Below are 21,575 nucleotides of genomic sequence, written 5' to 3'. Positions count from 1 at the left end.
CTAAAGCCATACAATATGATAAAATATAACCACTAGTTCATAGAAAGGGTTGGAGAGGCATGGCCGCTTACGAGATCCCGTCATCTCAAGTAGGAGTGAAAATCAATCAGTGGTATAAGCACATTTTAGCATTTCAAGTGGCTGATGCCGTTCAGCTGAAGGAAGAGATTGATCATGATATAGAACATATGGAAGAGGATCAGCTGCTTCTGTTGTACTATCAGCTGATCAGCTACCGTCATCAAATTATGCTTGATTATGTAAAGCCCGACCTGCACGAGGAATCTCAGCTCCAATATCGTGAATTGATCGAGAGGCTGGAAAGCAGCAAGGACAGCATCTCGGGATTATCTGAGTATTATTTTCATTTGTTCAGAGGGATGTATGAATTTGAGCAGAACAATTACATCTCAGCCATATCTTTCTATCGGAAAGCTGAGAAAATGCTTGCGTTTGTAGAGGATGATATTGAAAGAGCGGAATTTCATTTTAAAGTAGCGGAAGTATTTTATATTATGAAGCAGACCCACTTTTCCATGAATCATGCGATACAGGCGCTTGAGACCTACAAGGCTCATGATTTTTACAGGGTCAGAAGAATTCAATGCCATTTTGTCATATCAGGAAACTATATAGACTACAGAAATTATGAAAAAGCGCTCGAGCATCTCGATGACGCTTATCGTTTGGCTTTACTGGAAGGACAGCCCCGCTTGATCGGATCAGCCCTCTACAACATGGGGAACTGTTACGATGAAAAAGGAGAGCTGGACCAGGCGGCTGCATACTTTGAAAAAGCGCTTCCTGTCTTTGAAGAACACCAGCTGGAGCAGCTCCCGAAAGCGCTGTTCAGCTTAACGCGTGTACTCTTCAAAAAACAGGCAGAACAGGCGGCTATGCATTATTATGAAAAAGGGATTGCCATCGCCCGAAAACGAAACGACAGCTTCAGTCTGGAAAAATATAAATTTCTGCAGGCTCTATATGTGGAATCCGTTAATATGGATATGATTCAAGAGGTATTTGATTATATGGAAGCCAAGTCCCTGTATGTGTATATTGAGGAATTTGCTCTGGATGCGGCTGCATATTCCAGCCTTCATGAAAACTATAAAGATGCGGTGTTTTTCTATGAAAAAGCGGTCAGCATGAGAGCGCTGATTCTGAAGGAAGACTGTTTATATCAAGTGTAAGACGAAACCATCTGATGCCGGATGGTTTTTTTATTATACAAAAAAAGGGGAGCATCGGGACGTTTATTTCCGTGGAGAACAGGAAAAATCGCTACATACTGTTTTTGAACACAAACGAATGGAAAGCCGCGATTTTGTGAAACAGAGAAAAGGCGGAGTGCATATGTGTTGTTGTTTATGACAAGCGTGAGGGGGAATTCAATGTTTGGATTTGATGATATGGTGAAGTTTCTATGGTCTTTCCTCATCGTTCTGCCGCTTGTATCTATTATACATGTTGCCGGGCACAGCTTTATGGCTTTTGTTTTTGGCGGGAAGGGTTCATTGGATATCGGAATGGGCAAAAAACTGTTCAAGATCGGGCCGATACAGGTCAGAACCATTTATTTTATGGATTCGTTTTGCCGGTACGGTGAGCTGAAGATCGACAACCGATTCTCACACGCACTCGTTTATGCCGGAGGCTGCCTGTTTAACTTAATAACCATTTTCGCAGTGAATTTGCTCATTATACACAGTGTATTGGAGCCAAATGTGTTTTTCTATCAGTTTGTCTACTTTTCTACGTATTATGTGTTTTTTGCCCTGCTGCCGGTCCGTTACTCAGAAAATAAATCATCTGACGGGCTGGCGCTCTACAAGGTGCTCCGTTACGGAGAGCGTTATGAAATCGATAAATAATATTCAAATGTTTATCGCTGCTCAGATCGGGAAGGTAACAAGTACACACTTAAATGAAGGGAGAGAATGATACATGGGTAACGATAGTGTAAAAGATAAAATGAAAGGCGGCTTAAATAAAGCCAAGGGAGAAGTGAAGGATAAAGTTGGAGATATGACCGACAAAACGGACATGCAGGCTGAAGGCAAAAAAGATAAGGCAAAAGGCGAGGTCCAAAAGGGTATCGGTGAAGCGAAGGATAAATTCACAGATAAAGATTAATCAGATCGGCAAGGCAAGAAACATTGTTTCTTGCCTTTTTTATGTGAATAAATATGACAAAAAAGACAATCGATTTGGTTAAAGTATCTAAATTTTTTAAATATTCTTTAAAATAATGCGCCTGTTCTATATAATAAATGACATAAGTTGTTAACTTTTATGACATCAGTTGACTCAATCAGACAAAGGAGGTTCTGGATGAAAAGCAAAGGGGTTAGAATACAGGCTGTCTTTCTGATGTTTCTTATCACGATTCTGATCACGGGATGTACGGCGCCGAAGAAAGTGTCGGAAGCCAGCGGAGATGCGAAAAAAACAGTTGAAATTAACACAAGCGGGGATTCAGTGAAGGTTGGGATTCTTCACTCATTAAGCGGGACAATGGCAATCAGCGAGGTATCCGTCCATGATGCAGAGCTGCTGGCTATTCATGAAATCAACCAAAAAGGCGGCGTTCTCGGCAAAAAGCTTGAACCCGTCGTGGAGGACGGGGCTTCTGACTGGCCTACATATGCCGAAAAAATGAGAAAGCTGCTTCAGCAGGACAAAGCGGCGGCTGTATTCGGAGGGTGGACATCAGCGAGCCGCAAGGCGATGCTCCCGGTTGTGGAGCAAAATAACGGGCTGCTGTTCTATCCGGTGCAATACGAAGGCATGGAGTCATCACCTCATATTTTTTATACCGGAGCAACGACGAATCAGCAAATCGTGCCGGCTGTCGATTGGCTGCTGAAGAATAAAGGCAAGACATTCTTTCTGATCGGCTCGGATTATGTGTTCCCGAGAACAGCCAATAAAATCATTAAAGCGCAAGTAAAAGCTGCTGGGGGAGAAGTTGCCGGTGAAGAGTATACGCCGCTCGGCCACACGAATTACAGTACGCTGGTCAGCAAAATCAAAGAAAAGCAGCCGGATGTGATTTTTAACACATTAAACGGCGACAGCAACGTGGCATTTTTCAAACAGCTGAAAGATGCGGGCGTGACAGCTGATGATATTCCTGTCATGTCGGCGGATGTCGCAGAGGAAGAAATTCGGGGGATCGGGACAGATGTGCTAAAAGGGCATTTTGCGGTGTGGAATTACTTCCAAACAACAAATACAGTAGAAAATCATACATTCGTGAAGAATTACAAAAAGCAGAACGGAGATAAGAGGGTGACCAGTGATCCGATTGAAGCCGGCTATAATGCGGTGTATCTCTGGGCGGCAGCCGTTGAAAAAGCCAAGTCCTTTGATATCGATAAAGTGAAGAAAGCGGCTGACGGGATTGCATTCGAGGCCCCGGGCGGCACAGTGAAAATTGATGGAGATACACAGCATCTTTACAAAACGGTTAGAATCGGGCAAATCACGGGGGATGGACAGTTTAAAGAAGTATGGAACTCAGGTGATCCGGTAAAACCTGATCCGTATTTAAAAACGTACGACTGGGCAAAGGGGTTATCTAAATAAATGAAAGCCGTTTGCGGGAGAGGAGGCGGAACATGTCGGCCGTCGTGACTCAATTATTTAACGGGATCAGTCTCGGTTCTATTTTGATTCTCATTGCGATTGGATTGGCCGTTACATTCGGTTTGATGAACATTATGAATATGGCGCACGGTGAGCTGATGATGGCGGGAGCCTACACGACATATGTCATTCAGCAGCTGTTTTTAAGCTATTTGCCGGCTTCTCTCTTTTCCTATTACTTTTTTATTGCGGTCATCATGTCGTTTGCAGTTGCGGCACTGCTTGGCATTGTCATTGAAAAAATGATTGTCAGACGATTATATGACCGTCCGCTCGACAGCCTTTTGGCAACATGGGGGGTAAGCTTGATCCTTCAGCAGGCGGCCAGATCGATTTTTGGCGCGCCGAATGTCGCTGTTCAGTCTCCTGAGTGGCTGTCGGGAGGAGTGACGCTGTTTTCGGTCACCTTTCCATATAAAAGGCTGTTTATTTTGGCGCTTGTTCTTTTTACGCTTGCGCTGCTGGGATTCTATTTGTTTAAAACTCCGGCGGGGCGGAGGATGCAGGCTGTTGCACTGAACCGGAGTATGGCATCCTGTCTTGGTGTATCTGTGAGAAAAACAGATACATTGGCTTTTGCGCTCGGAAGCGGGCTGGCTGGTATTGCGGGGAGCTCACTCACATTGCTTGGGTCAATCGGGCCTACTCTCGGTTCGTCTTATCTGGTCGATGCTTTTATGATCGTCATTTTAGGCGGGATCGGAAAATTAAAAGGAACGATTATCGGGGCTGTGATGGTGGGATTACTCAGCACATTTGTAGAGTATTCGACAAGCGCCACCATAGCCAAGGTTGTGGTGTTTGCGTTTATTATTCTCTTTCTGCAATGGCGGCCTTCGGGTCTCACAAGCGTCAGAACGAGATTACTTGATTAGGGGGGTGCCGGATGAAGCGGTTTTCGCAATTCAGTCCGTATGTTGTGATGTTTGCCCTTTTTATCGCCGCTCCGTTCTTTCTTCAGGAGTTTCGATTGGGGCTGTTGGCGAAGTTTTTATGCTTTGCGATTGTGGCGGTCGGCATTTGCCTGATTTGGGGATATACAGGCATTTTAAGCTTGGGGCACGGCGTCTTTTTCGGATTGGGCGCCTACTGCATGGCGATGTATTTAAAAATAGAAGCCTCACCGTCCGGCATTCCTGATTTTATGGAGTGGGCGGGTGTCAGCGAACTGCCGTGGATCTGGGCTTTGTTCAGGCACCCTTTCGCTGCAATTGCGGCGGCTGTCGCTGTGCCTGTGCTACTGGCGTTTCTGCTCGGCTATTTTACGTTCCGCAACAATATAAAGGGAGTTTATTTCTCTTTGATATCACAGGCTGTCGTCGTTGTGGTGGTCACACTGTTCATCGGCAGCCAGGAAATCACCGGCGGCACCAATGGACTTACCAGCTTCTATACGATTTTTCAATATTCTCTGGCTGATCCTGCCTTGAAGCAGATCCTGTATTTTGCCACAGTCTTTTTTCTCGGCCTTACTGTTGTGTTCGCTTTGTTTCTTACGAGAAGCCGCTTTGGCCGGCTTTTGCAGGCGGTTCGCGACGGAGAGAACAGGATGCGTTTTTTCGGTTATCATTCCACCGTTTTTAAAGTGTTTATTTACTGTGTGTCCGCTGCGATGGCGGGAATTGCCGGGATGCTGTTTGTGCTTCAGGACGGGATGATCTCGCCGGAAATGATGGGCATCATCCCTTCAGTGGAAATGGTGCTGTGGGTGGCGATCGGCGGCAGGCACTCCATTTTCGGAGCTGTGCTGGGCGCGCTGTTAACGAACGGCATGAAAAGCTATTTAAGCGAATATTATCCTGACATTTGGCTGTATTTCCTCGGTGCGCTGTTTATGATCGTCGTGCTTTATCTGCCAAGAGGGATTGTCGGACTGTTTGAAAAGCTTGGAACCCAGTTTTCCTTCTCTAAAAAGAAAGGAGCGGCTGCATATGAAACCGATACTTATCTGCCGTGACGTGAAGGTTCAGTTTGACGGGTTTTGGGCGCTGCAGGGGGCAGATATCAGTGTACAGGAACGTGATATTCACTTTTTGATTGGGCCGAATGGCGCCGGGAAAACAACCATGCTGGATATCATTTGCGGGAAAACAAAGCCGCATTCGGGCGAGATTGTGTTTCAGGAAACGGCTGAACTGACAAAGGTTCCGGAATATCAGATCGCCAAAATGGGCATCGCCAGAAAGTTTCAGGCTCCGAGTGTCTTTTCGCAGCTGACCGTGTTTGAAAATATAGAACTTGCCATGAAGCAGAAAAAAACGATTCTCTCTCTGCTGATGGCGCGTATGACAAGAGAGCAGCGTGGCAGGGTGACAGACATCCTGAAGCTGATCGGGTTAGAAGAGAAGCGGGATGCAGAAGCCGGCAGCCTGTCACACGGGCAGAAACAATGGCTCGAAATCGGCATGCAGCTCGCCATGGAGCCGAAGCTTTTGCTGCTGGATGAACCGATCGCCGGTATGACGGGAAAAGAGCGTGATAAAACCGGGGCTCTCCTTGAGGAGATTGCCAAAACGTGTTCCGTTTTAATTGTGGAGCACGATATGGAATTTGTCCGCTCGTTTTCCAGAAAAGTCACGGTGATGCATGAAGGGAGAGTGCTTTGTGAAGGATCGATGGATGAGATTACAAGCAATGAAGAGGTGGCAGCGGTGTATTTAGGAAGGAGCGGAGCGTCATGATAGCGGTCAGTAATGTGACATCCGGTTACGATCAATCCATGGTTTTGCATAACCTCAGTATGGAGGTCCGCCCCGGGCAGATCGTCGCTGTATTAGGCCGAAACGGAGTCGGCAAATCCACTTTGCTGAAAACGATCATAGGCCTGATCCCGGCCAAACAGGGGCAGATCCGTTTTCATCAAACGTTTGTTCAAAACGAAAAGACGGAAAAACGGGCAAGAGCTGGAATTGCGTACGTGCCCCAGGGGAGAGACATCTTCTCCGCTTTAACTGTTCGCGACAATCTTTTGCTCGGAGAAGAACCGCTTCCTAAGAAGGAGCGGAGAGGGCGGATCAAGGAGGAGATTTTTCAGTGGTTTCCTGTTTTGAAGGACATGCTCGACCGGAAAGGCGGCGATTTAAGCGGAGGACAGCAGCAGCAGCTTGCGATTGCCAGAGCGCTGATGGGAAATCCAAAAATTATTTTACTTGATGAACCAATGGAAGGAATTCAGCCCTCAATCGTGGAATTGATTCAAAAAGTCATCTTAGAAATTTCCAGAAAAGAAGAGACTGCAATTGTTTTGGTGGAACACAGCTTAGAGAACGCCTTAACGTGCGCTGATTATCTTTACGTCATGGACAGGGGAACGGTCGTCGCTCACGGAAAGGCTGACGAAGAGACGGCTCGCTGTTTTGAAAGGCATCTCACCGTATGATCAGCATCCTGAGAAAGGGAGGTGATGGCCCGCCTGCATCGTTCCGGAGATTCATGTAACGCAATCCGCTTTATGAATGACGATAATAAGGAGGACCTAAGATGAAACTGACACCGGTTGAACAAGAGAAATTGCTCATTTTTGCAGCGGGAGAATTAGCCAAACAGCGAAAGGCGCGCGGCGTTCTGCTGAACTATCCCGAGGCTGCCGCTTATCTCACCTGTTTTATCATGGAAGGCGCGCGTGACGGAAAGGGAGTGGCGGAGCTGATGGAAGCCGGCCGCCATGTATTGACTGAAAAAGATGTCATGGAGGGCGTGCCTGAGATGCTGGACAGCATTCAGGTGGAAGCTACATTCCCTGACGGAGTGAAGCTTGTCACAGTACACCAGCCGATTTCTGCGGAGGTGAAGTCATGAAGCCGGGAGCATTTCAGATTGCTGAGGGGACCATTACGATTAACGAAGGCCGCCAGACACGGGAGATAGCGGTGAAAAACACCGGATCACGTTCCATTCAGGTCGGTTCACATTTTCATTTTGCGGAAGCCAATGGTGCGCTATCGTTTGACCGCGAACAAGCCATCGGCATGCGTATCGACATTCCGTCAGGCACATCGGTCCGTTTTGAGCCAGGTGAGGAGAAAACGGTCACGCTTGTTGAATTCAGCGGACGAAAAACAGTAAGAGGACTGAACGGAATGGCCGATACGTATATCGATGAACGCGGGAAAGAAAAAACGTTAGCCAACTTAAAGAAAGCCGGCTGGATGGAGGGTGTGATTCGATGAAAATGTCACGGGAGCAATACGCGGAGCTGTTTGGTCCGACAACGGGCGATAAAATCAGATTGGGCGATACGGACTTATGGATCGAAGTCGAAAAGGACTTCACTGTTTATGGTGAAGAAATGATCTTTGGAGGCGGAAAAACGATCCGTGACGGCATGGGCCAAAACGGCAGCATCACAGGAAAAGACGGCGCTTTGGATTTGGTGATCACCAACGTCGTGTTATTGGATTACACAGGCATTGTTAAAGCGGATGTCGGTGTAAAGGACGGCCGGATCGTGGGTGTCGGAAAAAGCGGCAACCCCGATATCATGGATGGAGTCGATCCGCATATGGTCATCGGTGCGGGTACAGAGGTGATTTCCGGTGAAGGCAAAATTTTAACGGCTGGAGGAGTGGATACGCACATTCACTTTATTTGTCCTCAGCAGATGGAAGTTGCGCTTTCTTCAGGAGTGACGACTCTTCTTGGAGGCGGAACGGGACCTGCTACAGGAAGCAAAGCGACAACATGTACGTCAGGTGCATGGTATATGGCAAGGATGCTGGAAGCGGCCGAGGAATTCCCGATCAATGTCGGCTTCTTAGGAAAAGGGAATGCATCCGATAAAGCGCCGCTGATCGAACAGGTGGAAGCCGGCGCCATCGGCCTGAAGCTTCATGAAGACTGGGGCACGACGCCAAGCGCTATCAAAACGTGTATGGAAGTTGTGGATGAAGCCGATATTCAAGTCGCAATCCATACGGATACGATCAATGAAGCGGGCTTCCTGGAAAACACGCTTGATGCAATCGGAGACCGGGTGATTCATACATATCACATTGAAGGAGCAGGCGGGGGCCACGCTCCGGATATTATGAAGCTCGCCTCTTACGCGAACATTCTGCCGTCATCCACAACGCCGACAATTCCTTACACCGTCAATACGATGGATGAGCACCTTGACATGATGATGGTCTGTCACCATTTAGATGCGAAGGTGCCCGAGGACGTGGCGTTCAGCCATTCCAGAATCAGGGCTGCGACGATTGCGGCAGAGGACATTCTCCATGATATCGGCGCGATCAGCATGACATCATCGGATTCCCAAGCAATGGGGCGGGTTGGCGAAGTCATTATCCGCACTTGGCAGGTGGCTGACAAAATGAAAAAACAGCGCGGCGCTCTCATTGGAGAAAACGGAAACGATAACGTACGTGCGAAACGCTACATTGCCAAATATACGATTAATCCGGCAATTACTCACGGCCTCAGCCATGAAGTCGGTTCTGTAGAAAAAGGAAAGCTCGCTGACCTTGTCCTGTGGGATCCTGTATTTTTCGGCGTGAAACCGGAATTGGTCTTAAAGGGCGGCATGATAGCACGCGCGCAAATGGGGGATCCGAACGCGTCTATCCCGACTCCGGAACCGGTGTTCATGCGCCAAATGTATGCTTCCTATGGTAAAGCCAACCGCTCAACTTCCATCACATTTATGTCCCAGGCGGGCATTGAAAGCGGTGTGGCGGAAAGGTTAGGGCTGGAAAAAAGAATTTCTCCTGTGAAAAACATCCGCAAGCTGAGCAAGCTGGATATGAAATTAAATGCTGCTTTGCCGAAGATTGAAGTCGATCCGAAAACGTATCAGGTCTTTGCTGACGGAGAAGAATTGTCCTGCCAGCCTGTCGATTATGTTCCGCTGGGACAGCGATATTTCTTATTCTGACAAGACACGGCCGGAGTGCATCCGGCCGTTTTATTGACTTAACGGATGCGCAAGAAGCGCAAATTTAGTGTATATTATATGTTGACAAACGAATTTAATGTAACTATTATAGTTACAACGGTGGTGAAAAAACATGATTAACAGCCGTCTTGCTGTCGCCATTCATATTTTATCTCTCATTTCGATGGATGAAAAAGCGTCTTCGGAAATCATCGCTGACAGTGTCAACACCAACCCGGTTGTTGTAAGAAGGATGATCAGCCTGCTGAAAAAGGGCGATATTCTCACATCACGCGCCGGGGTGCCGGGCGCGAGCCTCAAAAAAGATCCGGCTGATATTTCTCTTTTAGAAGTATATCGGGCTGTTCAAAACCAAGAGGAACTATTTGCGGTTCATGAAAACCCGAACCCGAAGTGTCCGGTAGGCAAAAAAATTCAGTGCGCGCTGGATGAGACATTTGAAAGTGTGCAAAAAGCGATGGAAAATGAGCTGGCAAGCAAGTCATTAAAAGATGTAATGAATCATCTCTTTTGATCAAAAGGGATGACTTCTCACCACTGACATGTAACTAAAATTGTTACAAATAAGGAGGAAATCAAAAATGAAAATAGGAATTATCGGTGCAAGCGGAAAAGCGGGAAGTCTGATTTTGAAAGAAGCGAAGGAAAGAGGCCACGAGGTAACGGCCATTGTCCGAAATGCATCTAAAGTGCAGGAGCAGGACACAGCGATTTTGGAGAAAGATGTTTTTGAACTGACAGCGGAAGATCTCAAGCCTTTCGATGCACTCGTGAACGCTTTTGGAGCTGCGCCTGGCCAGGAACATCTTCATGTTGAAGCAGGCAGAACATTAATCAGCCTGCTAAAGGATGCAAAACATACAAGATTGTTTGTCGTCGGCGGAGCGGGAAGCCTGTTCGTTGATGAAGCCAAAACAACACGTTTAATGGATACACCAGAATTCCCGAAAGAATATCTTCCGACTGCATCAAATCAAGGAGAGAACCTGAAAGACCTGCAAAAGGCAGACTCAATTTCCTGGACGTTCCTCAGCCCGGCGGCGTTTTTTGATCCGGCAGGAAAGCGGACGGGATTTTACCAAAAAGGAAAAGACAATGTGATCGTAAACGCAAAAGGCGACAGTTATATCAGCTATGCCGATTATGCGATTGCTGTTTTGGATGAGCTTGAACATCCGTCACACAAAAATGAACGCTTCACAGTAGTAAGCGAAGCGGAATAACAAGAAAAAACCCGGAGGACGCTCCGGGTTTTTCTAATTAATAGGTGCTGTACGTATCATAATCGCTGAATATGCCGTCGGCAATTCCAAGCATGAGAAAGATGAAGAATGCGATGATCGCCAGAATCGATACAGCGATGCTCACGATTAAATAAATCCCTTGCATCTTTACAAATTTCGCATAGTTCTCCAGCATTAAATCCTCAGATTGCCCGCTATGCTTTTCAGCCATTAAGCCTGCTTCTTTTGCTGACCGCATCAAAAAGATGCCTGAAATGATTTGCAGTACGCCCGGCACTGCGCCGATAAGAAAAAAGAAAGCGCCTGAAAGCGCAGTAAAAGCGCCCATAATAATAAATAAAATGCCTGTTGCTTTTCCCCATTTTGAAATACTGATGAGGGTTTTGTTGACCGTTTCCGGATTCATTGACACGGGTCCCCTTTACAAAAAAATACTCACTTTTCTTTTATACACTATTTGTGAGAAGTTTTGTATAAAGAAATAAAAATAGTGAATTGATTTTGCCGCGGAGTGAATGGAGTTTGGCCTGACGATCCGGAGGTGCAAGCCGCTGTTGATTAATACCGTGATCATATTAGTGATTTTTTATTACGGTTGCACGCTATATGGGAAAGGTCACGCGCGTTTTTACGGGGTGCGTGATGATAGATTATGACCATGCTGAAAAACCCCGGCCATAAAGGCCGGGGGGATTGGCATATCTTATAAAATCGGCGACAGCAGCCGTGACACGGATTCCTTGATGCGGATCCATAATGATCGCTGCTGATATTCCTCGTAGGTGTATTTTCTGGATACGAGCAAATCTTCTTTAAATGTAGAAACCAGTTTTTTGGCAATGTTGATATCATAAATAAATGCATTAACCTCAAAATTCAGCCTGAAGCTTCGGACGTCGATATTCGCTGTACCGACCGACGCAATTTCGTCATCCACAACAATTGTTTTCGCATGGATAAAGCCATTATCGTAAATATAGACGGTGGCTCCGGCTTTTAAAAGATCACCGATATATGAAAGCGTGGCCCAGTATACAAAAGCATGATCAGGCTTGTTCGGTATCATAATGTTAACATCAATGCCTGACAGGCACGCGATTCTCAATGCATCCAGCAGGCTTGCGTCCGGAATAAAATAAGGTGTCTGTATCAAAATGTTCCGCTTGGCGTTTGAAATCATTTTGATGTAGCCGTTTTTAATTTGTTCCCATTCGGAATCGGGCCCGCTCGTAACAATCTGCATCCCGACGTTTCCCTTTGGGCTGCAATCGGGAAAGTGGTTCGGGATATAGGTGAGCGTATGATGATGTGAGGCTTGGTTCCAGTCAAGGATGAATCGTGTCTGAATGGCGTGAACGGCCGTTCCCTGCAATCGAATATGGGTATCGCGCCAATAGCCGAACTTCGGATTGAGGCCAAGATATTCATCCCCGACATTAAACCCTCCGACATAACCGGTTATGCCGTCTATGATAACGAGCTTTCGATGATTGCGGTAATTCAGCCGAAGGTTAATCGGCCTGAGCTTTGAAGGGAAAAAGACCTCCACATGCCCGCCGGCCTCACGCAGTTCTTTAAAAAACTTTTTGCGCAGCGTTCTGGACCCGAGCTCATCATACAAAACCCTGACCTGAACACCTTCTTTCGCTTTTTGAATGAGGGCGTCCCGCAATTTTTTTCCTAATTCATCACCTTTGTAAATATAATATTGTAGATGGATATGATCCTTTGCCTTTGATATGTCATGTAAAAGCCGCTGAAACTTATCACGTCCGTCTGTTATGACATCAACTGAATTATCCTCTGTAAAGACAGCGTGATTATTCATGATGAGCATATATATTAAATCCTTATTATCAAAGGTTGCCCGGTTGTTGAACTGAAATTGCCTGTTTTCTAATTCTTCAAGCTGATGCTGCAGCAGCTTTTCGATTCCGATTTTCTTTCGATCCTCCCATTGAAACAAATGCTTGCGTCTGAGATTATGACCGAATAATAGGTATAAAATAAAGCCTAAAACGGGAATAAAGAAAAGAACAAGCAGCCAAGCCCATGATGCACTGGCATCGCGCCGTTCTTTGAATATGACAATGATGGCCAAAAGAATATTCAAAATGAAAAAAAGTGACAAAAGGATGGAAGAAATACTCACTTTGTAACCCCGCTAATTCATATTTATCAAGAAGATTGCCATTAGTATTCCATGAATAACAGCAATCTGATTCCCATTACAAATTATAACACTGACTTTTTAAAAGAATAAAGTGTGTTGATCCAGATTCTTCGCGAAAAACACGGGCAGATTTCTTTAAAACCAGCTTGCACCTGCGTTAAAATAAACTCATATGATAACGTTCGTGAAGCCTTGCAAAATCAAATAAAGGGGGAGAATTACATGAACTTTTACAGAATTGAACAAATGCCGGGGTTCATTAAAACAGAAATGCAAAAAATTCAAAAGGCTGTACAACCTTTAATGAAGAAAACTGTCATCTACCGTTTTCTTGCTGTTCCGCTTGCTGCATTCTCTCTCTTTAATTTGGCTGCTTTCCTTTTTCATGCTTCAGCAGACAGAGAGTCTCTGATCAGCGCCGGACTTTTTGCGCTTCTTGCTGCACTTGGATTAGCATTTTTTAAAGAAGCGGGCTATCAGCATAAACAAATTCAAAAGACCGTTCATATCTATATGCTGAACAGAATCAAAAAGAGCGAAATTCTTTCAGAAGAGCGCAAAAACACGTATACGCGCCAGATCAAGGAAGAACCGTTTGCGATGCGGAGCTTTGTTGAGTTTTTGACTGAAGAAGACAGACGCAAGAAAATGCTGTATTAAAAAAGAGCTGACATGGGTCAGCTCTTTTTATTCAAATACGGGCTCATCTTCATAATAATAGGAATCCGGGTCTTCATACGTATCCATATCCTCAAAAGCGGCGATGCCGACAAATACGAGGAAGAAAATGAGCAGAATGATTCCGATAAGGCCTGCGGCGATACTTGATGCAGCGTAGAATAATTGCATTTTAATAAATTTTCCGTAGTTCTCCAGCATGCTTTCACCCGCACTGCCGGTCAGATTTCCGCTCGCCTCTTTTGCTGATTTTGCTGACCGCATCAGAAATACGCCTGAAATAATGAGCAGAACACCTGGAATAGCGCCTATAACTGTCATTAAAGCCGACAGGGCAGCCAGCGCGCCCATGACAATCAAAAGAATTCCTGTTATTTTGCCCCACTTTGCAATGTCTGAAAGCGATTTGACAGCAGCAGCGCTCAGCTCCCGTTTTTCGCCCTCTGTGCTGTTGTTCTCCTGCTCGATCACGCTGTTTTCCTCGTGGTGATTTTCAATATGGTTTTCATCTTTATCAAGACTAATCATGATAGCTCTCTCCCTAATATTTTTAAGTCATATCGCTTGCCGTCCATTTCGGCAATGCCGGGGAATAACCCCCATTCCTTGAAACCGTGCTTTTCAAACAGCTTCAGGCTAGGCTTATTATGTCCGAAAATGAAGGCCATAAGCGAGCGGATGCCGAGCTCCGGCGCGATGCGGAGCGCTTCCTGAAGCAAATGCGTTCCGGCGCCTTTGCCGCGGCATGATTCATGAATGTATATGCTGATCTCGGCTGTTTTATTATAAGCAGGCCTGCCGTAAAATCTTTCAAAGCTGATCCAGGCAGCCACGTCACCGCTTTCATCCTCAGCAACATATAGCGGCCGTTCGTCTGTATGTCCCAAAAACCATGCCATCCGGTCTTCCGGAGTTACCGGTTCAGTATCGGCTGTTACCATTCGTGAGGCAATCGTAGAGTTATAAATCGCTACAACTGCTTCTATATCCTTTTTTTCAGCAAGACGTAATGTTAAGTTCATACGTATTTGGTTCTCCTCTCAAAAAAATGACATACTTTCTTATCAGCCTGCACAAACTATATCTAAAAAAGTTTTTTATATCGGTGTATATATTTTCAGAAAAGTGTTCAGAATGTTGCTGAGGTGATGAAACAATGAGAGAGGAAGAAAAGAAAACTTCTCAAGTCAAAAAACTTCAGCAGTTTTTTCGTAAACGCTGGGTGTTCCCTGCAATTTACTTAGTCAGTGCGGCCGTCATTTTAACAGCTGTCCTTTGGTATCAATCTGTATCAAATGATGAGGTAAAGGATCAGTTAGCTGATAACGGCGGAAGCTCCGCGTATGACAACAACGACGATGCAGTTGAAGTAGGAAAGTCTATGGAAAATGTCGCAATGCCGGTTGTTGATTCTGAAAACGTTTCTGTTGTGAAAAAGTTCTATGAAACTGATGCCGCAAAAGAAGAAAAAGAAGCAGCACTCGTTACCTATAATAACACGTACAGCCTAAGCAAAGGAATTGACTTAGCTGAGAAAGACGGAAAAGATTTCGATGTTTCTGCTTCTCTAAGCGGTACGGTTGTGAAAGCTGAAAAAGATCCAGTGCTGGGATATGTTGTGGAAATCGAACATGCTGATGGGTTATCTACTGTGTATCAATCACTTTCTGAAGTAGGTGTTGAGCAAGGCGATAAGGTGAAGCAAAACCAGGTCATCGGAAAGTCTGGCAAGAACCTTTACAGCGAAGAAAGCGGCAACCACGTACACTTTGAAATCCGTAAAGACGGAGTTGCTATGAACCCGCTGAACTTTATGGACAAGCCGGTTTCTTCTATTGAAAAAGCGGCAGCTGCAGAAGAAAAAGCTGCAACTGAGGAAACAGAAGAATCCATTCAGCAATCATCAGAAAAAAAGGATGGTTCGACTGAAAAAGGAACTGACGAAAAATCCGAGGACAAAACGGATGATTCAACTGACAAATCAGGTTCCAAAGAAAGCAGCACAACAGAAGGCACTGAACAGTCCTAATGAAGAAAACGTCTATCGGTGTGATAGGCGTTTTTTTGTTACTTTTTGTTTCACTGTGCCGTCTATGTATTTACATGCACAAGCTGCCGCTGGAAAGGAGGCTGTTTTTATGCATCGTCTATTACTCGCAGGCTGGATCTTCTTCATTTTACTCTCTGTCTGTACAGAAAGATTCAGTGATATGGTGGTGTCGCAGACAGTGGCATTTCACTGAATCCGCATCCTGATCTAACCCGTTTTTTAGACATGGATTTTACTCAGCTGACTACGCCCGAAGCTGTGATTCAAAAAATCGGGCACGCGTTTTCTTTTTTCGTGCTGACATATTTGCTCTGGAAGCAATGGAGCCGTATAAAATGGGCCTCGGCCGGAGCATTTGTGTTTGCCGTTTTTACGGAAATCATTCAGCTTTTCTTCAGCAGAAACGGCTGTATCCGGGATGTGCTCATTGACAGTGTTGGGATTGCCCTGTTTCTTGGATTATTTGTTATCGCAAAGCGGAATAAACATGAGGTGTATGAAAAATATTAAAGCCGGCGCTCTGCATTCAGAGGCCGGCTTTTTTGCTTAGAAATTTTGATCGGTTGGTTTTTTCGTAATCTTGTTGATAATCGCTTCATAGATTCGAACGATGAAATCAACGAACGGGCGAAGAAGATCTGAAAATCTAAAGAACAGGAACCCGATAATGATCGCGACAACAAGGCTGCCCAACACATCTACCGGATAGTGATGTCCTACCCAAATTCGTGAAAAACCGGTCAAAAGCCCGAAGATGACGAGCGGCCAGCCGATTTTGCGGTTTCTGAAAAGCATTGCGATCGAAATGGCTAGCGCTCCCGTTGTGTGGTCACTTGGAAAAGAAGCATCCGCATCGTGCGGGATCAGCGTATGAACCGTGTGAGCGACGAAAGGGCGCGGTTCAACATAAACTTGTGTAATCAAGTAATTGATCACAAGACCCGCAATTCCCGTAATTCCTGCGTAAAGCACGTTCTTTCTGCTTTGTGTATTCCCGAACAGCCACATCACCAATAAGATAAGCGCATAGGCAACGATCGCGTATTCCGTTATGAAAACCATAATGGAATCGAGAACAGAATTGTGATGAGATAATCCATGGATAGCTTTAAATATTTCGTAATTCAAATAATCACCTTTTACATTTTTATATTAAGTAGACTCATCTTACTCAGAAAAAGTTTCAAATAAAAATAGAGATTGTCTGAAATCATGGCGCTTGAAGAGGATTCGAATGGGCATCACGGTTTCTGGGGGTTTTTTCTCCGCGCGAAAAAAAGAGATCCGGAGTGTCCGAATCTCTTAACGATATTACAGCGCTTCAGGTCCTTCTTCGCCGGTGCGGATATTAATTGTATTGCCGATTTCATAGACAAAGATTTTACCGTCACCCGGTGATCCCGTTTTCAGAACCCTCTTAGCGGTCTCAGTTACTTGATCAACAGGAACCTTGCTGACCACGATTTCGATTTTTAAACGTTCATATACATTGCTTTCGATTTTTACCCCTCGATAAAGCTCCGTATGTGCTTTTTGAAGCCCGCAGCCGTGAACATTGGAGAAGGTCAGAGAGGTGACCCCGATTTTTCCGAGTTCCTGCTTCAGCTTTTCAAAATTTGCCGGACGCGTTACAATTTCTACCTTGAACATTTGACCGCTCATAACGTCACTCCTCACATAGAATCTTGATATGCTTTTTCCCCGTGCATTGTTAAGTCAAGCCCAAGGGATTCTTCTTCTTCGGTTGCGCGAAGGGGAAGGAAGAGGCCTACTATTTTAATAATAACGAAAGTGACAATAAATACAAAAACATAAGTGGCAGCGATCGCTACGATTTGTTTCCAGATTAAACTTGCATCCCCGTAGAATAAACCGTCTGCACCAGCGGAGTTGACTGAAGTTGTTGCGAACAATCCCGTCGCGATGCCGCCCCATGTGCCGCCGATGCCGTGCAGGCCAAAGGCGTCAAGCGCGTCATCATACCCGAATTTCTGTTTAAGCGAGAAGACCCCCCAGAAGCAAACCGCTCCGCCGATGATGCCAATGATAATGGAAGAAAACGGTGTGACAAACCCGGCCGCCGGTGTGATGGCCACAAGCCCTGCGATTGCTCCGGATACTGCGCCGAGCATCGTCGGTTTTTTGTTGATGATCCATTCAACCAATATCCAGCCGGCAATCCCCGCTGCGGCTGCCGTGTTTGTATTAATAAAGGCGTACATGGCCACAGCGTTTAATGTCAGGGCGCTGCCGACGTTAAAACCGAACCAGCCGAACCAAATCAGGGCGCCTCCCAAGAAGGTGTAAATGAGGTTATGCGGAGAAGACGCTGTGCCGTCTTTCCGTTTGCCGAGCACGATAGCCAGAACAAGGCCGGCCACCCCGGAGGAAATATGAACAACGTTTCCGCCCGCGAAATCAAGTGCGCCAAGCTGGCCGATCCAGCCGCCGCCCCATACCCAGTGAGCAACCGGTGTGTAAACCAATGAAGCCCATAAAACCGAGAATAAAAGAAAAGCGCCGAATCGCATCCGTTCTGCGAAAGCCCCGGAAATGATAGCAGTTGTCAGAACCGCGAACGTCATTTGAAACATCATAAATAATGAATGGGGAATCGTGTCGCTGTAATCACCCGGATCAAATCCAACCCCTTTCAGACCGGCCCAATCCAGTCCGCCAATGATTGAATTGCCTGGTGCGAAGGCAAGTGTATATCCGAACAGCACCCAAACGATGGAAACGATGGCAATGGAAGAGAAACTGTGCATTGCTGTACTCAGCACATTTTTGCTTTTTACCATTCCTCCATAAAATAACGCTAACCCCGGGGTCATCAGCCACACGAGTAAAGCGCAAAAGAACATAAATACTGTATCGCCCATTTGCATGTCTCATTCCTCCGTATCTTTCAGAATAAAAGCAATTATTATATTTCTTCATTATAGAGAAAAAAGAATGATAAAACATTTTCATGTGAGATTTCCTAACATGTTTTTTTAGTGTGTGTTATCGATGCGGGCGAAGAAAGAAAAAACGATATTTGCCATACAAGACTTTATGTCTATAAAATAATTCTGTTTTTATGAGAAAAAAGGGAATTGACAATAAATAGAATTATGTATAGTGTATTAAGTGTACTAGTCAATATAATACACTAAGGGGGATGCGATATGAATAAAGGCAGCAGGCTGCTGAGAGCGTTAAGAAAGTCCATTCCGGCGACATTCCGGTTGTTTTTGGCCTTTAATTTTGTTGTGTACGGCCTGGCGAAAGTGGTCATAGGGCAGTTTGGGGGAGTAACACCTGAAATTGCAGCTGCGGTGGGAAAGGGAAAGGGATTTACAATTGCGTGGACATTTTTTGGTTATTCTCATGTCTATGAAGTATTTATAGGCTTTGGAGAAATCATTGCTGCGGTTTTGCTGTTGATTCCAAGAACATCTGCGTTAGGTGCCGTTGTATTTATGCCGATTATTGTGAACATCGTCATGATTAACTATTGTTTTGATATTGGCGTGCAGGATCTCAGTACGATATTAATGTTCATGTGTTTGATTCTGCTTTGGATTGACCGCCGCAAATTTATGGGCATGTTTAATCAGCAGCCGATTAACGGCAGGCAGGTGACGAAGCTATGACAACTTTTATGATCACAGTGCTTGCCGGTATGTTTGTATGCACCACCTTTTATTTTTATATAAAAGAAAAATCGTGAGTTAAGCGATTCTCCTAAGAATTTCACAAGCGTCTTGCAAGAATTCATGTGAAGTGAAGAGTAAAATATGGAATGCGAGAAACACTAACAGCATCAGGAGGAAACGCAAATGAACACACTTAACATTCATTTTCAAAACACAGCATTGGTTATCATTGATCTGCAAAAAGGAATCGTGCCAATAGATAAAAGCGGACAGGTTGTCCCGAATGCGAAAAAGCTTGTTGATGAATTCCGGAAACATAACGGCTTTATCAGCTTTGTGAATGTAGCCTTCCATGACGGAGCGGATGCGCTAAAGACGGAAACGGATGAACAGGCGCAGGGAGGTTCAGGTGAAATGCCGGCGGATTGGGCGGAATTTGTTCCGGAAATCGGTGTGCAGGACGGAGATTACACAGTGACCAAACGCCAATGGGGCGCATTTTTCGGCACGGACTTAGATTTGCAGCTGAGACGCCGCGGCATTGATACCATTGTACTGTGCGGCATTGCCACAAATATCGGAGTGGAAAGTACGGCTCGCGAGGCCTTTCAGCTTGGCTATCAGCAGATTTTTATTACTGACGCGATGTCCACGTTCAGTGAGGAAGAGCATGAAGCCACACTGCGTTTTATTTTTCCGAGAATCGGTAAATCGCGGACAACAGAAGAATTTTTATCACAAGTGAAATGAAAATATCAAAAAAGAGCCGTGCTGTCTTTTTAACGGCGGTAGCTTCAGGAACGATGCTGAATCCGCTGAACTCGTCTATGATTTCTCTGGCGCTCCACAGCATCCAGCATGAGTTTCACCTGTCATTTACAACGGTTTCCTGGCTGATCTCCTCGTTCTATTTGGCGAGTGCTGTGGCCCAGCCCGTGACGGGAAAGCTTGGCGATTTGATTGGGCGCAAAAGTTTGTTTTTATTCGGGCTTATTCTTGTGGCGGTTTCTGCCATCGGGGCGCCCTTTGCGCCAACCTTTATGACATTATTGGTCATGCGGCTGTTTCAATCGGTGGGGAGCAGTGCGATTTATCCGTCGGGAGTCGGGCTGATACGAAGTCACATACATGAGCGTCAGGCTTCAGCCTTGGCGGTGCTGTCTATATTTGCGTCTGCAATGACGGCGCTGGGGCCTACAGTTGGCGGCTTTTTGATTGTGTGGGGCGGCTGGCCGGCGATTTTTATCGTCAATCTGCCGTTTATTATCCTCAGCTTCCTATTGGGGATGTACATGTTCCCGAAGGATCAGAAAAAAGGGGTGGGGATCAGAGCGGTTATCCGGCAGCTTGATGTTCCGGGAATCCTTTTGTTTGCCGGAGGGATTATTTTGCTTTTGTCCTTTTTGCTTTCATTCAGCACATCCCCGCATGCGTCAGAAGGTGTGATTGGTATCATTCTGCTTGTCGCATTTATCTGGCGTGAGCTGAAAGCGGATAAGCCGTTTATTAATGTCCGTTTGTTTAAAACGCAGCGAAGCCTGTCAGCGGTATACGTTCAGTTTATTTTACTCAATGTATTCTTCTACTGTTTATTTTTCGGCCTGCCGAGTTATTTTCAGGATGAAATGCATCTTTCTGTCCAAACGAGCGGTCTGTTTATGCTGTTCATGTCAGGAATGAGCATCGCTGTATCGCCCATTACAGGCAAGTGGATTGACCGATCGGGAGTCATCAAGCCGATTTTGGCGGGGGCGCTTCTGATGACGGCCGGCGCTGTACTCTTAACGGTCTTTTTTATCAGCGTTCCGGTCATCGGGAAAGGCTTGATCCTGTCGCTGCTCGGCATCGGTTACGGACTTGGAAACGTGGCGCTTCAGGCGGCGATGCTGAAAACGAGCCCTTCAGACATGGTGGGAACGACCTCGGGCCTGTTCCAAACGTGCCGTTACCTCGGCTCAATTTTATCCTCTGTGATTCTGGGCCTCCTGTTCGGTAAAGAGATTACAGCGGCTCATTTTGATATCATGGGAATGATCCTTATTGCTGTAGGCGCATTGAGTCTCTTCATGGCTTTGAGATTCACCGCCTTAATGAAAACAAGATCATGAGAAAAGAGACAGATATGCGAGTCTGTCTCTTTTTCTTGTTTAGAATGCTCAAAAATGAATAAAAGGATTGTGTACCATAGCCAATGTATTTGTCTGACTTTTCAGTTATATTACGTAACATATGATGTTAGGAA

At 45.6% G+C, this 21,575-nt stretch carries 25 protein-coding genes and 1 pseudogene; 19 read left to right on the top strand and 7 right to left on the bottom strand.

All coding sequences use genetic code 11. From position 1 onward, the window contains the following. The first annotated feature begins 59 nt into the window (after positions 1–59). From UJ203_RS12215 to UJ203_RS12155, 13 genes are all read left to right on the top strand, one after another. Positions 60–1,193 (top strand): tetratricopeptide repeat protein, encoded by a 1,134-nt coding sequence (locus UJ203_RS12215; protein ID WP_059353697.1) that lies wholly within the window; start codon positions 60–62, stop codon positions 1,191–1,193. Between the two features lie 201 nt (positions 1,194–1,394). Beyond that, positions 1,395–1,874, top strand: a complete 480-nt coding sequence (locus UJ203_RS12210) for a hypothetical protein (protein ID WP_024123147.1) — start codon at positions 1,395–1,397, stop codon at positions 1,872–1,874. 73 nt (positions 1,875–1,947) lie between these two features. After that, positions 1,948–2,136 carry a CsbD family protein gene (locus UJ203_RS12205; protein ID WP_024123146.1) on the top strand — a complete coding sequence of 63 codons (189 nt, stop codon included), beginning with the start codon at positions 1,948–1,950 and terminating at the stop codon, positions 2,134–2,136. A gap of 198 nt (positions 2,137–2,334) precedes the next feature. After that, a complete protein-coding gene (urtA, locus tag UJ203_RS12200; RefSeq protein ID WP_322011094.1) occupies positions 2,335–3,591 on the top strand; it encodes an urea ABC transporter substrate-binding protein in 1,257 nt (418 codons plus the stop codon). 32 nt (positions 3,592–3,623) lie between these two features. Next, entirely contained in the window at positions 3,624–4,526 is a 903-nt protein-coding gene (gene urtB / locus UJ203_RS12195) for an urea ABC transporter permease subunit UrtB (protein ID WP_322011091.1), read from the top strand. 11 nt (positions 4,527–4,537) lie between these two features. Next, a complete protein-coding gene (gene urtC, locus UJ203_RS12190; protein WP_322011089.1) occupies positions 4,538–5,608 on the top strand; it encodes an urea ABC transporter permease subunit UrtC in 1,071 nt (356 codons plus the stop codon). Further along, positions 5,583–6,332, top strand: coding sequence for an urea ABC transporter ATP-binding protein UrtD (gene urtD / locus UJ203_RS12185; RefSeq protein ID WP_322011087.1), 750 nt, complete (start codon positions 5,583–5,585; stop codon positions 6,330–6,332). The genes urtC and urtD overlap by 26 nt, the downstream gene beginning before the upstream one ends. Next, entirely contained in the window at positions 6,329–7,030 is a 702-nt protein-coding gene (gene urtE / locus UJ203_RS12180) for an urea ABC transporter ATP-binding subunit UrtE (RefSeq protein WP_322011085.1), read from the top strand. The genes urtD and urtE overlap by 4 nt, the downstream gene beginning before the upstream one ends. A 101-nt stretch (positions 7,031–7,131) precedes the next feature. Then, positions 7,132–7,449 (top strand): urease subunit gamma, encoded by a 318-nt coding sequence (gene ureA / locus UJ203_RS12175; protein WP_024123140.1) that lies wholly within the window; start codon positions 7,132–7,134, stop codon positions 7,447–7,449. Further along, on the top strand, positions 7,446–7,820 hold the full coding sequence (ureB, locus tag UJ203_RS12170; protein WP_024123139.1) for an urease subunit beta: 375 nt from the start codon (positions 7,446–7,448) through the stop codon (positions 7,818–7,820). Before ureA ends, ureB begins: the two co-directional genes overlap by 4 nt. Then, positions 7,817–9,526, top strand: a complete 1,710-nt coding sequence (ureC, locus tag UJ203_RS12165; protein WP_069486802.1) for an urease subunit alpha — start codon at positions 7,817–7,819, stop codon at positions 9,524–9,526. Before ureB ends, ureC begins: the two co-directional genes overlap by 4 nt. Positions 9,527–9,659: 133 nt before the next feature. Then, on the top strand, positions 9,660–10,061 hold the full coding sequence (locus UJ203_RS12160; protein WP_024123137.1) for an Rrf2 family transcriptional regulator: 402 nt from the start codon (positions 9,660–9,662) through the stop codon (positions 10,059–10,061). Between the two features lie 67 nt (positions 10,062–10,128). Continuing rightward, positions 10,129–10,770 (top strand): NAD(P)-dependent oxidoreductase, encoded by a 642-nt coding sequence (locus tag UJ203_RS12155; RefSeq protein WP_322011079.1) that lies wholly within the window; start codon positions 10,129–10,131, stop codon positions 10,768–10,770. A gap of 37 nt (positions 10,771–10,807) precedes the next feature. Here the strand turns inward: UJ203_RS12155 and UJ203_RS12150 are convergent, their stop codons facing one another. Both UJ203_RS12150 and cls read right to left on the bottom strand, forming a co-directional pair. Beyond that, the gene (locus UJ203_RS12150) at positions 10,808–11,197 is read right to left on the bottom strand and encodes a DUF5362 family protein (RefSeq protein ID WP_024123135.1); all 390 of its coding nucleotides are present in this window, start codon (positions 11,195–11,197) and stop codon (positions 10,808–10,810) included. Between the two features lie 297 nt (positions 11,198–11,494). After that, positions 11,495–12,943 (bottom strand): cardiolipin synthase, encoded by a 1,449-nt coding sequence (cls, locus tag UJ203_RS12145; RefSeq protein WP_024123134.1) that lies wholly within the window; start codon positions 12,941–12,943, stop codon positions 11,495–11,497. 243 nt (positions 12,944–13,186) lie between these two features. Between cls and UJ203_RS12140 the strand changes: the two genes are divergently transcribed. Beyond that, positions 13,187–13,624, top strand: a complete 438-nt coding sequence (locus UJ203_RS12140) for a DUF5392 family protein (protein WP_024123133.1) — start codon at positions 13,187–13,189, stop codon at positions 13,622–13,624. 27 nt (positions 13,625–13,651) lie between these two features. On the opposite strand, the gene UJ203_RS12135 is transcribed toward UJ203_RS12140, so the two are convergent. Both UJ203_RS12135 and UJ203_RS12130 read right to left on the bottom strand, forming a co-directional pair. After that, positions 13,652–14,170, bottom strand: a complete 519-nt coding sequence (locus UJ203_RS12135; RefSeq protein WP_105990822.1) for a DUF5362 family protein — start codon at positions 14,168–14,170, stop codon at positions 13,652–13,654. Then, on the bottom strand, positions 14,167–14,664 hold the full coding sequence (locus tag UJ203_RS12130; protein WP_044159687.1) for a GNAT family N-acetyltransferase: 498 nt from the start codon (positions 14,662–14,664) through the stop codon (positions 14,167–14,169). Before UJ203_RS12130 ends, UJ203_RS12135 begins: the two co-directional genes overlap by 4 nt. Before the next feature lie 134 nt (positions 14,665–14,798). Here UJ203_RS12130 and spoIIQ point away from each other — a divergent pair, with 134 nt between their 5' ends. Together spoIIQ and UJ203_RS12120 are read left to right on the top strand one after the other, a co-directional pair. Further along, positions 14,799–15,671 carry a stage II sporulation protein spoIIQ gene (spoIIQ, locus tag UJ203_RS12125; protein WP_024123130.1) on the top strand — a complete coding sequence of 291 codons (873 nt, stop codon included), beginning with the start codon at positions 14,799–14,801 and terminating at the stop codon, positions 15,669–15,671. A gap of 109 nt (positions 15,672–15,780) precedes the next feature. Next, positions 15,781–16,202: pseudogene (locus UJ203_RS12120) on the top strand (VanZ family protein). 36 nt (positions 16,203–16,238) lie between these two features. Here the strand turns inward: UJ203_RS12120 and bcrC are convergent. The 3 genes from bcrC to amtB all read right to left on the bottom strand — a co-directional run bounded on the left by bcrC (position 16,239) and on the right by amtB (position 18,580). After that, on the bottom strand, positions 16,239–16,820 hold the full coding sequence (gene bcrC / locus UJ203_RS12115) for an undecaprenyl-diphosphate phosphatase BcrC (RefSeq protein WP_105954088.1): 582 nt from the start codon (positions 16,818–16,820) through the stop codon (positions 16,239–16,241). 183 nt (positions 16,821–17,003) lie between these two features. Continuing rightward, positions 17,004–17,354, bottom strand: coding sequence for a P-II family nitrogen regulator (locus UJ203_RS12110; RefSeq protein ID WP_010332189.1), 351 nt, complete (start codon positions 17,352–17,354; stop codon positions 17,004–17,006). An 11-nt stretch (positions 17,355–17,365) separates the two neighbouring features. Beyond that, positions 17,366–18,580, bottom strand: coding sequence for an ammonium transporter AmtB (gene amtB / locus UJ203_RS12105; protein ID WP_322011071.1), 1,215 nt, complete (start codon positions 18,578–18,580; stop codon positions 17,366–17,368). Between the two features lie 282 nt (positions 18,581–18,862). On the opposite strand from amtB, the gene UJ203_RS12100 reads away from it, so the two are divergent. From UJ203_RS12100 to UJ203_RS12090, 3 genes are all read left to right on the top strand, one after another. Next, a complete protein-coding gene (locus UJ203_RS12100; protein ID WP_305934321.1) occupies positions 18,863–19,330 on the top strand; it encodes a hypothetical protein in 468 nt (155 codons plus the stop codon). A gap of 186 nt (positions 19,331–19,516) precedes the next feature. Continuing rightward, the gene (locus UJ203_RS12095) at positions 19,517–20,083 is read left to right on the top strand and encodes a hydrolase (RefSeq protein ID WP_322011068.1); all 567 of its coding nucleotides are present in this window, start codon (positions 19,517–19,519) and stop codon (positions 20,081–20,083) included. After that, entirely contained in the window at positions 20,080–21,441 is a 1,362-nt protein-coding gene (locus tag UJ203_RS12090; RefSeq protein ID WP_322011066.1) for an MFS transporter, read from the top strand. Before UJ203_RS12095 ends, UJ203_RS12090 begins: the two co-directional genes overlap by 4 nt. The last annotated feature ends 134 nt before the right edge of the window (positions 21,442–21,575 follow it).

It is taken from the genome of Bacillus sp. V26, from assembly GCF_034296245.1.
Classification (GTDB): Bacteria; Bacillota; Bacilli; order Bacillales; family Bacillaceae; genus Bacillus; species Bacillus halotolerans.
This window is presented reverse-complemented; position numbering and strand designations above follow the sequence as displayed.